Genomic DNA, 14,249 nt, shown 5'->3' on the forward strand with positions numbered 1-14,249 from the left:
TGATAGTTTTTGTAAGAAAGTGTATAATTATAGTAGCAATAAAGAAGGAGAAGTCTCATGGCAGTTAAAGATTTTATGACCCGCAAGGTAGTTTATATCAGTCCAGATACGACTGTAGCACATGCAGCAGATTTGATGCGCGAGCAAGGCTTGCACCGTTTACCTGTTATCGAAAATGATCAATTGGTTGGTCTTGTAACAGAAGGAACCATTGCTGAGGCCAGTCCATCTAAAGCGACTAGTCTTTCTATCTATGAGATGAATTATCTTCTCAATAAGACCAAAGTCAAAGACGTCATGATTCGGGATGTCATAACAGTCTCAGGTTATGCTAGTCTAGAAGATGCGACCTATCTCATGTTGAAGAATAAAATCGGTATTCTTCCAGTTGTGGATAACCAACAGGTTTATGGTGTGATTACAGATCGCGATGTTTTTCAAGCCTTTCTAGAAATCGCTGGCTACGGCGAGGAAGGAATTCGTGTTCGGTTTATTACGGAAAATGAAGTCGGAGTTTTGGGCAAGATTGTGACCTTGATTGTAGAAGAAAATCTGAATATTTCACATACAGTCAATATTCCGCGCAAGGATGGTAAGGTCGTGATTGAAGTTCAAATTGATGGGACGATTGATTTAACCTTCCTGAAGGAGAAATTTGAAGCGCAAGGTATCCAAGTAGAGGAGATTGCTCGAACCTCTGCTAAAAAGTTATAAATATGGAGGGTGAAAGCCCTCTTTTTTGTATACAATTTGAAATAACAAGCAAAATATGGAAAGAAATGAGAGAATGTGGTATAATGAAACGATGTGAATAAAGGAGTATTTATGGACATTTCAGAAATTCGTCAAAAAATTGACGCAAATCGTGAAAAATTAGCTTCTTTCAGGAGGTCTCTTTGACCTCGAAGGACTAGAGGAAGAGATTGCCATCTTGGAAAACAAGATGACAGAACCTGATTTTTGGAACGATAATATCGCGGCCCAAAAAACGTCGCAAGAATTAAATGAATTAAAAAATACCTACAACACCTTCCGTAAAATGGAAGAGTTGCAGGATGAAGTTGAAATTTTATTGGATTTTTTAGCAGAAGACGAGTCAGTCCATGATGAACTGGTCGAACAGTTGACAGAACTGGACAAGATGATGACCAGCTACGAGATGACGCTTCTCTTGTCAGAACCTTATGACCATAATAATGCAATCTTGGAAATCCATCCAGGTTCTGGTGGTACTGAAGCGCAGGACTGGGGCGATATGTTGCTCCGTATGTATACTCGTTATGGAAATGCCAAAGGTTTTAAAGTAGAAGTCTTGGATTACCAGGCTGGTGATGAAGCAGGTATCAAGTCGGTGACCTTGTCCTTTGAAGGTCCAAATGCTTATGGCCTACTCAAGTCGGAAATGGGTGTTCACCGTTTGGTCCGTATTTCACCATTTGACTCTGCCAAACGTCGCCATACCTCTTTTACATCTGTTGAGGTTATGCCTGAGTTAGATGATACCATCGAAGTGGAGATTCGTGAAGATGATATCAAAATGGATACCTTCCGTTCAGGTGGTGCTGGTGGACAGAACGTCAATAAGGTTTCAACTGGTGTGCGTTTGACGCACATTCCTACGGGGACAGTCGTTCAATCGACAGTCGATCGTACCCAGTATGGAAATAGAGATCGTGCTATGAAGATGTTGCAAGCTAAGCTCTATCAGATGGAGCAAGAAAAGAAAGCTGCGGAAGTCGATTCCCTCAAAGGTGAGAAAAAAGAAATCACTTGGGGAAGTCAGATTCGTTCTTATGTCTTCACACCTTATACCATGGTAAAAGATCACCGTACGAGCTTTGAAGTCGCTCAGGTAGATAAGGTTATGGATGGAGATCTTGATGGTTTCATCGACGCTTATCTCAAGTGGCGAATCAGCTAAGAATAGAAAGGAACTCACATGTCAATCATTGAAATGCGAGATGTTGTCAAAAAATACGATAACGGAACGACTGCTCTTCGTGGAGTCTCTCTTAGTATTGAACCAGGAGAATTTGCCTATATCGTTGGGCCTTCTGGAGCAGGGAAGTCAACCTTTATTCGAGCTTTATATCGAGAAGTAAAGATTGAAAAAGGGAGCCTAACAGTTGCAGGCTTTAATTTGGTTAAAATCAAGAAGAAAGATATCCCTCTACTCCGTCGCAGTGTTGGGGTAGTCTTTCAAGATTACAAACTCTTGCCTAAGAAAACTGTTTATGAGAATATTGCTTACGCAATGGAAGTTATCGGAGAGAACCGTCGCAACATCAAAAAACGTGTTATGGAAGTCTTGGACTTGGTCGGTTTGAAACACAAGGTTCGCTCTTTCCCTAACGAACTCTCAGGTGGAGAGCAGCAACGGATTGCGATTGCTCGTGCGATTGTGAACAATCCTAAGGTATTGATTGCCGATGAGCCGACAGGAAACTTGGACCCAGATAATTCATGGGAAATTATGAATCTGTTGGAACGCATCAATCTCCAAGGTACTACTGTCTTGATGGCGACCCACAACAGTCAAATTGTAAATACCTTGCGCCACCGTGTCATTGCCATTGAAAATGGCCGTGTCGTTCGTGACGAAGCTAAAGGAGAATATGGATACGATGATTAGTAGATTTTTTCGCCATTTATTTGAATCATTAAAAAGTTTAAAACGAAATGGCTGGATGACAGTAGCAGCAGTGAGTTCGGTTATGATTACCTTGACTCTGGTTGCCCTGTTTGCATCTGTAATTTTTAATACAGCCAAGCTGGCTACCGATATTGAAAACAACGTTCGTGTCATGGTTTACATTCGTAAGGATGTAGCAGATAATAGTGAAACGATTGAAAAAGAAGGTCAGACAGTTACCAATAATGACTATCACAAGGTTTATGATGCCTTAAAAGCCATGCAAGGTGTTAAGAATGTCACTTTTTCAAGCAAGGAAGAGCAGTATCAAAAATTGACTGAAACGATGGGGGATGACTGGAAGGTCTTTGAAGGGGATGCCAATCCTCTCTATGATGCCTATATCGTTGATACCAATACTCCGAGTGATGTTCCTAAAGTAGCAGAAGAGGCCAAGAAAATTGAAGGGGTATCTGAGGTTCAAGACGGTGGTGCCAACACTCAACGACTTTTCGAACTGGCTTCCTTTATCCGTGTTTGGGGATTGGTTATTGCAGGGCTCTTGATTTTCATTGCGGTTTTCTTGATTTCTAATACTATCCGTATTACCATTATTTCTCGGAGCCGTGAAATTCAAATCATGCGTCTAGTAGGAGCTAAAAATGGCTACATTAGAGGACCATTCTTACTTGAAGGTGCCTTTATCGGTTTATTTGGAGCAGCTATTCCTTCAGTCCTTGTATTCTTTGTTTATAATATGGTTTATCAATCTGTCAATAAATCCTTGGTGGGGCAAAACTTGTCAATGATTACACCAGATGTGTTTATCCCTTTGATGATAGTCCTATTGTTTGTGATTGGTATTTTCATTGGGGCAATTGGATCAGGCATTTCAATGCGTCGATTCTTGAAGATCTAGTTGGATATAAATGCAACTTGCAGACCAAATCAGAAATAATACAATTTTAAAAGAGAAGTTTTCTTGAGCTTCTCTTTTTTCTTTTAGCCTTGTATAAAAATTTAAGAAAAACGGAAATTTTTTTTATAAAAGCCTTTACAAAAAAAATAAAAGTGGTATAATTAAAGTATAAACAAGTGCAAACGTTTTCGTAAAACGTTTGCCTAAATAAAATAAAGGAGATTTGAATGATGAAAGCTACATTCAAAAATGTCTTGTCTTTCGAATTTTGGCAAAAATTCGGTAAGGCTCTAATGGTGGTTATCGCCGTTATGCCAGCGGCTGGATTGATGATCTCAATCGGTAAATCAATCGTGATGATCGACCCAAATCTTGCTCCTCTAGTGATTACAGGTGGGATCCTTGAGCAAATTGGTTGGGGGGTTATCGGTAACCTTCATATCTTGTTCGCCCTTGCTATTGGGGGAAGCTGGGCAAAAGAACGTGCAGGTGGTGCATTTGCAGCCGGGCTTGCCTTCATCTTGATTAACCGTATCACAGGTACTATCTTTGGAGTTACAAGTGATATGCTGAAAAACCCTGAGGCTATGGTCACTACTCTCTTTGGTGGCTCAATCAAAGTTGCTGATTACTTCATCAGTGTTCTTGAAGCACCAGCATTGAACATGGGTGTTTTTGTAGGGATTATCTCTGGTTTTGTAGGGGCAACTGCCTTTAACAAATACTACAACTACCGTAAACTTCCTGATGCGCTTTCATTCTTCAATGGGAAACGCTTCGTACCATTCGTTGTCATCCTTCGTTCAGCTATTGCAGCAATTGTGCTTGCAGCTTTCTGGCCAGTAGTTCAAACAGGTATCAATAACTTTGGTATTTGGATTGCCAACTCTCAAGAAACTGCTCCAGTTCTCGCACCATTCTTGTATGGTACCTTGGAACGTTTGCTCTTGCCATTTGGTCTTCACCACATGTTGACAATCCCAATGAACTATACAGCTCTTGGTGGAACATACGAAATCCTTACTGGTGCAGCTAAAGGAACTCAAGTATTTGGTCAAGACCCACTTTGGCTTGCTTGGGTAACAGACCTTGTTAACCTTAAAGGTTCAAATGCTGACCAATACCAACACCTTCTTACAACTATCACTCCAGCTCGTTTCAAAGTTGGTCAAATGATCGGTTCATTCGGTATCTTGATGGGTGTCATCGTTGCTATCTACCGCAATGTTGATGCTGACAAGAAACACCAATACAAGGGTATGATGATTGCGACAGCCCTTGCAACATTCTTGACAGGGGTTACTGAACCTATCGAGTATATGTTTATGTTTATCGCAACACCTCTTTACCTAGTGTATGCTCTTGTTCAAGGTGCTGCCTTTGCTATGGCGGATATTGTTCACCTTCGTATGCACTCATTCGGTTCAATTGAATTCTTGACTCGTACTCCGCTAGCTATCAACGCTGGTCTTGGTATGGATATTATTAACTTTATCTGGGTAACTGTCCTCTTTGCTGTAATCATGTACTTCATCGCGAACTTCATGATTAAGAAATTCAACTACGCAACTCCAGGACGTAACGGAAACTATGAAACTGCTGAAGGAGCATCAGAAGATGCAGCTTCAGGTGAAACAAAAGTTGCCGCTGCTTCTCAAGCTGTAAATATCATTAACCTTCTTGGTGGTCGTGCAAACATCGTAGATGTAGATGCATGTATGACTCGTCTTCGTGTAACTGTTAAGGATGCAGATCGCGTTGGTACTGAGGAAGAATGGAAAGCAGAAGGAGCTATGGGACTTGTCATGAAAGGACAAGGTGTCCAAGCTATCTATGGACCAAAAGCTGACGTGTTGAAATCTGATATCCAAGATATCCTTGACTCAGGTGAAGTAATTCCTGAAACTCTTCCAAGTCAAATGACAGAAGCCCAACAAAATACTGTACATTTTAAGGGTGTAACTGAGGAAGTTTACTCAGTAGCTGATGGTCAAGTCATTGCCTTGGAACAAGTGAAAGACCCAGTTTTTGCTCAAAAAATGATGGGTGATGGTTTTGCAGTAGAACCAGCCAATGGAAATATCGTATCTCCAGTTTCTGGTACTGTATCAAGTATCTTCCCAACAAAACACGCTCTTGGTCTTGTGACTGAAGCAGGTCTTGAAGTACTTGTTCACATCGGTTTGGATACTGTAAGCCTTGAAGGTAAACCATTCACAGTTCACGTTTCTGAAGGACAAAAGGTTGCTGCTGGTGATCTTCTTGTTACAGCTGACTTGGATGCTATCCGTGCAGCAGGTCGTGAAACTTCAACAGTGGTTGTCTTCACAAATGGAGATGTTCTCAAATCTGTTAAATTAGAACAAACTGGTTCTCTTGCAGCTAAAACAGCAGTTGCTAAAGTAGAATTGTAATATACTTGAGGTTGGAAGCTGTTTTCCAACCTCTTGTTTTAGGAGAAAAGCATGAAATTTTTAACACTCAATACCCACAGTTGGATGGAGAAGGAAGCAGAAGAAAAATTCCAGCTCTTACTCCAGGATATTCTTGAAAAAGACTATGATTTGATTTGCTTCCAAGAAATCAATCAAGAAATTACTTCGCCTGAGGTAGAGGTTGATCATCTTTATCAAGCTTTACCAGCGGCAGAACCCATTCATCAAGACCACTATGTTAGACTTTTAGTTGAAAAATTGTCTGAGAAAGGGAAGAATTACTACTGGACTTGGGCTTACAATCATATCGGCTATGACCGCTACCATGAAGGTGTGGCAATCTTATCTAAAACGCCTATTAAGGCGCGTGAAATTTTAGTGTCTGATGTAGATGACCCAACGGACTACCATACTCGCCGTGTCGCCTTGGCAGAGACAGAAGTTGAAGGCAAGGAGCTTGCTCTTGCAAGCGTCCATCTCTCTTGGTGGGATAAAGGTTTCCAAGAAGAATGGGCACGATTTGAAGCTGTGCTGAAAGTTTTGAACAAACCTCTGATTTTAGCAGGTGATTTTAATAATCCAGCTGGTCAGGAAGGCTACCAAGCGATTTTAGCTAGTCCACTGGATTTGCAAGATGCTTTTGAAGTTGCGAAAGAGAGAAGCGGTAGCTATACCGTTCCACCAGAAATTGATGGTTGGAAAGGAAATACCGAACCGCTTCGAATTGACTATGTCTTTACAACGAAAGAGTTAGAAGTAGAAAGCTTGCATGTAGTTTTTGATGGTCAGAATAGTCCACAAGTCAGCGATCATTATGGTTTGAACGCGGTATTAAATTGGAAATAAAAGTAAAAAATGAAAGGGAGCGATTCCTTTCATTTTTTTACAAAAATCCCTATAATTACTATTTTGGAGAAGGAGTTTTTTGTATATTTGTATATTATGAGGAAATATCCATAAATAAGTTTTTAAAAATTTACGGTCAAAAAAAATCGCTAATATTAACTATTTATGATAGAATGAAATTATGAAATAAAAGGAGGACTGGAATGTTTTTTCAGGATAGAAAGATAAAATATTCAATCCGCAAATTGTCAGTTGCTACTGTGTCCCTTGCGATTGGATTTTTGTTTGCGCCTGCGGCGCTTGGAGTCGCTCAAGTAGCTCAAGCTGATGAGCTTGCAACTACTGAACAAGTGGAGAATAAAGCAGAGAATCAGGTCTCGGTGGGCTCTTCTGCAACAGAGCAAGCAGAGCCTCAGAAAGAAAGCCAAGTTGCTTTGAAATCTTCTGAATCTGCGGTAGCAGAGACAAGTGAAGCGATAGCATCTACTGGTTTTAGAAATGCTCAGCCAGCTACAGGCACTGCCCAAGCAACTCCAGTAAATGCTAGTCTAAACAAGAGCACTTTAGAGAACTACCTCAAAAACTTGCGCAGCAAGGACTTTTCAAGTAAGACAGACGATAGTCTAGAAATCTTGAATGGCGTGATGGCAGCTGCTGATAGCGTGCTTCAAACTGCAACAAAGCAAGAAGAGATTGATAAAGTTTATCGCAATCTCGTAACCTTTGTCAATTCAGGTCTTCGTGATAAAAATCCGAAAGTCATCCCAGATCAGGATAAAACTCCTCGCTCGGCACTTTATGAGTTTGAAAGTGCTACACCAGGAAAAACAACTCCGCTTACTCTGAACTACTTGAAGCCAGAAGACACAAAAATCTACAAAAAGGGCGATAAAGTAAAGGCCATCCAGCCAACTGAAACAACTTATGTAGAGTATGATGGAAGTGGTAGATGGACCTTTAAGGGCTATGACCATGATAGTCAGGTGATTGACAAAGATGATGTTTTCTTCACAGGTAAGTGGGAATATACACCAACACCATACAAGGCTACCTATAGAGCAGTTAATGGATCACCTGGGAAAACTCCGCCATCTTATGTTGCAAATTGGAGCCCAGAAGATAAAAGAAGATTTGCTGAGGGTGAAGTAGTAAAAGCACAAGAATTTCACTATGTTTTTTATACTTCAGAAGAATATCCTAACCGAAAAGGCTATTGGGCTTTGACTGGCTTTGATGCTCCAAGTAAAGTGGCAAACAATGGCGATGTAGAGTTCGTAGGAACTTGGAAATACTTTGAGGATGTCACTGTATCCTACAAGCCTATGAACCAGCACGATTTTGAGAATTTTTATCATTTACCAAGTAGTCCTAAGACCTCACGTGACGAATATAAATTACCTCTTCCTAAGGAGATAAAAGATCTAGAAAGTAAGCTATATGATTACAAGCTTTCTCTCAATCAGTTTGATAAACGTGATGAGCATTTACCTAAAGATATACGGGATACGGTAGCAGCCTTGCTTCGCTACGATGAAGTTCAAGGTGTCTACAAACCCTTTTATGATGCGGAAAATGAAGGAAATTGGACCTTTGAGGAAGATGTAGTAGATTTAACCTTCAGTCGTGAACTAGAGCGGGCGGCTACATATGGGGAAATACCAAAAGTTACAATACCATTGATGTTTAAATTTACACCAGTTCCTCGGAAACCGACTTATGAGTTTGTCAGTGGAACGGCTGGCAAAGAACTACCTGCTGAGATTAATAATCTGAAGCCTGTTTATATGGATGAGTGGGCGTATGCAGATAGAAAGAAATACCCGAAAGGCAAGGATATAGTTCAGTCTGTTAGACCAATTCAAGAAACCTATGAAGATAAGGACAAGAAGGGGACTTGGCACTTTAAAGGCTACGATTTTACTAAAAAACCAGTGAGCGACTGGGAGCACGATGGATGGAATCTCAAGTTCACAGGTACTTGGACATTTGAAGAGAAAAAGTACCCAGAAAACTATGAGTATGTCAGCAAAGACCCTAGCCTAGCTCTACCAGATGGACTCAGAACCTTCCCGCCAATCAGCACAGAGACATATGTTGATGGTGCTACTGTTCAGGCAAAAAAACCTGAGAAGACGACTTACATGGACTTTGAGAATAAAGGTACTTGGAAATTTGAAGGCTATGACAAGGATAAAAAGGTAGTCAATAAAGCTGGCGTCCTCTTTACAGGTAGCTGGTCCTTCACACCACACAGAGATAAGACAGTTTCCTTTGACTTTGTGAGTGATACTCCAGGGAAGACCATTCCTGATGATTTGAAGGCCCAAATCCCTGCTCCTATCACGACTTCTCCATCAGATTATTCTGCTAATGTCTTTAATGAAATTCAATATCTCAGTTCATACGTCGATAATGAAAATGATGGTACATGGGTTGCTCAGCAGATTCCTCAGCAAAAGGAGGAAGTTGAGAAGCCAGCTGACGATGAGGATTCTACCTACACGGTTCATTGGAAATTTTTACCGACCAAGCATAGTGTTTACTATGACTTCTATACAGATTCAAAAGATGATTCTGGTCAAACGATCTATCCGCCATCAACTTTGTATAATCTAATCACTTACGAAAGAGAATTTGTCAAGGGTGAAAAAGCTCGCGTTAAAATGCCATCTAAAACAAGATTTGAGGATCCTGATGGCAGAGGGACTTGGGTCTTTGATGACTACTATGAAGATGATAATACGACTATTTCTCCACGTGTGAAAACAGTTGGGGCAGGAGACGTTATCTTTAGAGGGAAATGGATTTTGGTTCCTACCAATCAGTCTGATACGATCTATAGATTAGAGTATAAATTTACTAACTCGACTCCTGCTTATCCTCTTCCAAATAAGATTCGCGAGATGCTTCCAGCTGGCACTGATTTCGTTGCACGAGCTGACGATTACAAAGATGCAAGCAAACTTGACACCACCACAGTAACTGTTCCGACAGGTACATGGACCTTCCATGGTTTTGATGCGGATAAATACGGAAAAGCTATTGCAGATACGAAAGTGAAGACCATTACAGGATCTTGGAGCTTTACGCCAAATGGTATAGACTATCAGTTCCAATCAACTAATCCTGATTTTGTATTACCAGATCATATCACCAAGTTGACTCCGAAAAACCCAATTGATTATAAGATGGGCGGTCTGTTCCTTACAGAAGTAGACGCTGAACAACCAAGTGAAACGACTTATGTTGACACAGCAAACAAGGTAACTTGGACATTTGCAGGATACGATAAAGAAAAAATCGTTGTAGGAAAAGGCAGACAGACTTTCCTTGGAAGCTGGGTACCTACTCCAAATCCAGAATATGTATTCAAATCATCTAAAGCAGGTGTTCCATTGCCACAAAGTATTTTAGAAGAGTTGCCAAGTGATGAAGCTTCTTATAAGGTTGGAGACACTATTGTAGCCAAACAACCTGCTAAAGAATCAGTAGTTGAAGAAGAAAAAGATTATGTCTGGACCTTCAAAGGTTACGATCAGAAGAATGCGACCTATAATGGCAAGCGCGTGACATTTACAGGTATCTGGGAAGCAACGCCTAGACCGCATCATGTAAGCTATACTTTTGAAAGCGAAACGGCTGGTGTTGATTTGCCTGAATTTATCCAGAAGAAAGCACCAAAAGATGGCTCAAGCTATTACAACATGCAAAAAGTTGTACCAGAAGAGTTGACTAAAACGACTTACAAAGATGATATGAACGATGGTACCTGGACTTTCGTTGGTTACGATGCCAAAAGTAAGATTGTGAAAAAAGCTGATTTGACTTTCACAGGTAAGTGGAAGTTTGAAGCTAACAAGTACCAAACTACTTATCGCTTCGAGAGTGAGACAGCAGGAAAAGCACTTCCAGCAGCCATCGCAGCCTTGACTCCAAGTGACAGTGCAAGATATGTGAATGGTGCCTCTGTTTCCGCTCAGCAACCATCCCAAACTACTTACACCGACGCAGTGAACGACGGCACATGGACCTTCAAGGGCTATGACGCAGCTAGCGCTGTGGTCAACAAGTCCGATGTTGAGTTTGTAGGGAAATGGTCCTTTGAAGCCAACAAGTACCAATTAACTTACCGCTTCGAGAGCGAGACAGCAGGGAAATCTCTTCCAGCAGCCATCGCAGCCTTGACTCCAAGTGACAGTGCAACTTATGTGAATGGTGCCTCTGTTTCCGCTCAACAACCAGCCCAAACCACTTACACAGATACTGTGAACGACGGTACTTGGACCTTCAAAGGTTACGACGTAACTAGCGCCGTTGTCAACAAGGCAAATGTAGAGTTTGTAGGGAAATGGGCCTTTGAAGCTAACAAGTACCAAGCTACTTACCGCTTCGAGAGCGCAACAGCAGGTAAGGCTCTTCCAGCAGCTATCACAGCCTTGACTCCAAGCGACAGTGCAACTTATGTGAATGGTGCCTCTGTTTCCGCTCAGCAACCAGCCCAAACCACTTACACAGATACTGTGAACGATGGCACTTGGACCTTCAAGGGATATGACGCAGCCAATGCAGTCGTGAACAAGGCAAATGTAGAGTTTGTAGGGAAATGGTCCTTTGAAGCTAACAAGTATCAAGCAAGTTACCGCTTCGAGAGTGAGACAGCAGGTCAAGCTCTTCCAGCAGCCATCGCAGCCTTGACTCCAAGCGACAGTGCAACTTATGTGAATGGTGCCTCTGTTTCCGCTCAGCAACCATCTCAAACTACTTACACCGACGCAGTGAACGACGGCACATGGACCTTCAAGGGTTATGACGCAGCTAGCGCCGTTGTCAACAAGGCTAATGTAGTCTTCGTCAGTAAGTGGGAATTCAAGGCGAATCCGACAAATGCTGAAATTTATACGCCTCAAGTAACGGAAGAAACTATCAAGGTTGGACAAACACTTGACTTGACCGATAATGTGACGAACTTGTCAAGCCTTCCAGCTGGCACTAAGGTAGTTGATATCACACCTGCAGGTCAAATTGACACAACAAAATCAGGAACTTACACAGGTAAAGTACGAGTTGATTATCCAGATGGTTCTTCTACTGAAGTTCCTGTACCAGTTAATGTTTTGCCTGCACCGGTAACTGAAACCTATAAGGTGACTTACCGCTTCGAGAGTGCTACAGCAGACAACAACTTGCCAGCAGAAGTATTGAGCTTACTTCCACAAAGTGGAACATATACTACAAGTTCTTCTGCAGCGATTGCTTTTGTTCCAGAAGCACCGATGCCTGTAGAGGTAGCTGTTGCAAATGGTACATGGACATTCCTAGGTTACCAAGAAGTGGAAGAGGGGGCAAATCTAACCTTCGTCGGTAAGTGGGGCTTTGAAACTAAGCAAGATCCTAGTCCACAACCACAACCAGCACCTCAACCAAATCTAGTTCCACCAGTTAATCCAGGAGGAGAGCAGGGTTCCGATAATAATCAGGCAAATAGACTTCAACCAAGAAAACCTGAAGAGAATCCACCAGCTCAAAGTCCAGCAGGAGAAAAGGAAAAACAAGCTACATTGCCAAATACAGGTAGCACTGCACCGCTTTCACTCACTGGTCTAATGACTAGCTCTCTTCTTGCAGGTCTAGCAGCGTTGCTTCTTGGTCGCAAGCGTGAAGATGATTAAGCACTAATTTTATCTAGAAACTTTCGACTTTTAAAAGATTCTTAAGCACCTGCTTGATTGTTTAACAAATCTATCTGAGTCGCAAGCTAAAGGCTGAGAGAAGACCAATTCGGTCTTCTCTTTTTGCATTTTGGATAGAAAGCAAATGTGTGATCTTAAGTCTAAGATTGGTATTTGGAGAAATTGAGAGCCTTGTGATAGGTCAGATAAGTGTGGCTACAGAAAAAGAACAAAATATGGTATAATGGTTGGAAGAATAGAATTGAGGATAATATGTCATTTACGAAATTTCAGTTTAAAAACTATATAGAAAAGGCTTTGGAGGAGTTGAAATTTACAACTCCGACAGAGGTTCAAGATAAGTTAATTCCTATTGTCTTGGCAGGTCGTGACTTGGTCGGTGAGTCAAAAACAGGTTCAGGAAAGACTCATACTTTCTTATTACCAATTTTCCAGCAATTAGATGAAACTAGTGATAGTGTGCAAGCGGTCATTACGGCTCCAAGTCGTGAGTTAGCTACTCAGATTTACCAAGCAGCTCGTCAGATTGCGGCCCACTCAGATGTCGAAGTCCGTGTGGTTAACTATGTTGGCGGTACGGATAAGGCGCGTCAGATTGAAAAACTTGCCAGCAACCAACCCCATATTGTCATCGGGACTCCAGGGCGTATCTATGACTTGGTCAAATCTGGTGATTTGGCTATTCACAAGGCTAAGACTTTTGTTGTTGATGAAGCCGATATGACCTTGGATATGGGATTCTTGGAAACCGTTGATAAGATTGCTGGAAGTCTTCCAAAAGACTTGCAATTCATGGTCTTCTCAGCGACCATTCCGCAGAAGTTGCAGCCCTTCTTGAAAAAATACTTGTCAAATCCTGTCATGGAAAAAATCAAGACTAAAACAGTTATCTCAGATACGATTGATAATTGGTTGGTTTCGACCAAGGGACGAGATAAGAATGCTCAGATTTATGAGTTGACTCAAGTCATGCAACCTTATTTGGCAATGATTTTTGTGAATACCAAGACGCGTGCTGATGAATTGCATTCTTATTTGACTGCTCAAGGATTGAAGGTGGCTAAGATTCATGGAGATATTGCACCTCGAGAGCGCAAGCGGATTATGAATCAGGTGAAAAATCTGGATTTTGAGTACATTGTCGCAACAGACTTGGCAGCGCGTGGAATTGACATTGAAGGGGTCAGCCATGTTATCAATGATGCCATTCCGCAAGACTTGTCCTTCTTTGTTCACCGTGTTGGACGTACTGGACGCAATGGTCTTCCTGGTACAGCGATTACCCTTTACCAGCCTAGTGATGACTCGGATATCCGTGAGTTGGAGAAATTAGGGATTAAGTTTACTCCTAAGATGGTCAAAGACGGAGAGTTTCAAGATACCTATGACCGTGATCGTCGTGCCAATCGTGAAAAGAAGCAGGATAAGCTTGATATCGAAATGATTGGCTTGGTCAAAAAGAAAAAGAAAAAAGTTAAACCGGGTTATAAGAAGAAAATCAAATGGGCGGTGGATGAAAAACGTCGCAAAACCAAGCGTGCTGAAAATCGTGCACGTGGTCGTGCCGAGCGTAAAGCCAAACGCCAAACATTTTAAGAACAAAATTGGAGCTGAATGGCTCCTTTTTCTAACTTTGTTTTATGATTTTTCAAAAATACTGCAAAAAAAAGTAAAAAGTGGTATAATGATAAGGTTATATAGTCCCGATAAGATGGTAGAAATTTCTA

General features: G+C 41.4%; 8 protein-coding genes. All 8 read left to right on the forward strand.

The annotated features are described in order from the left end of the window. Positions 1-57 precede the first annotated feature (57 nt). The 8 genes from D8805_RS00205 to D8805_RS00245 all read left to right on the forward strand — a co-directional run bounded on the left by D8805_RS00205 (position 58) and on the right by D8805_RS00245 (position 14,118). Complete coding sequence (locus tag D8805_RS00205) at positions 58-714, forward strand: CBS domain-containing protein (protein ID WP_000268641.1); 657 nt, start codon at positions 58-60, stop codon at positions 712-714. Between the two features lie 111 nt (positions 715-825). After that, positions 826-1,921 (forward strand): peptide chain release factor 2 gene (prfB, locus tag D8805_RS00215; RefSeq protein ID WP_125415026.1). Its coding sequence is split into 2 segments (ribosomal slippage): positions 826-897 and positions 899-1,921, totalling 1,095 coding nucleotides; the frame shifts between segments, so codons are not numbered across the junction. Positions 1,922-1,939: 18 nt separating this feature from the next. Continuing rightward, positions 1,940-2,632, forward strand: coding sequence for a cell division ATP-binding protein FtsE (gene ftsE / locus D8805_RS00220; protein WP_000022257.1), 693 nt, complete (start codon positions 1,940-1,942; stop codon positions 2,630-2,632). Continuing rightward, entirely contained in the window at positions 2,625-3,551 is a 927-nt protein-coding gene (gene ftsX / locus D8805_RS00225) for a permease-like cell division protein FtsX (protein ID WP_125415027.1), read from the forward strand. Before ftsE ends, ftsX begins: the two co-directional genes overlap by 8 nt. A gap of 227 nt (positions 3,552-3,778) precedes the next feature. Beyond that, entirely contained in the window at positions 3,779-5,965 is a 2,187-nt protein-coding gene (locus D8805_RS00230) for a PTS transporter subunit IIBC (protein WP_125415028.1), read from the forward strand. Positions 5,966-6,016: 51 nt separating this feature from the next. Continuing rightward, positions 6,017-6,832 carry an endonuclease/exonuclease/phosphatase family protein gene (locus tag D8805_RS00235; RefSeq protein ID WP_125415029.1) on the forward strand — a complete coding sequence of 272 codons (816 nt, stop codon included), beginning with the start codon at positions 6,017-6,019 and terminating at the stop codon, positions 6,830-6,832. Between the two features lie 203 nt (positions 6,833-7,035). Further along, positions 7,036-12,501 carry an SHIRT domain-containing protein gene (locus D8805_RS00240; protein WP_125415030.1) on the forward strand — a complete coding sequence of 1,822 codons (5,466 nt, stop codon included), beginning with the start codon at positions 7,036-7,038 and terminating at the stop codon, positions 12,499-12,501. Positions 12,502-12,774: 273 nt separating this feature from the next. Beyond that, positions 12,775-14,118, forward strand: coding sequence for a DEAD/DEAH box helicase (locus tag D8805_RS00245; protein WP_125415031.1), 1,344 nt, complete (start codon positions 12,775-12,777; stop codon positions 14,116-14,118). The last annotated feature ends 131 nt before the right edge of the window (positions 14,119-14,249 follow it).

This window comes from Streptococcus oralis subsp. dentisani, assembly GCF_003944205.1.
Classification (GTDB): Bacteria; Bacillota; Bacilli; order Lactobacillales; family Streptococcaceae; genus Streptococcus; species Streptococcus oralis_BH.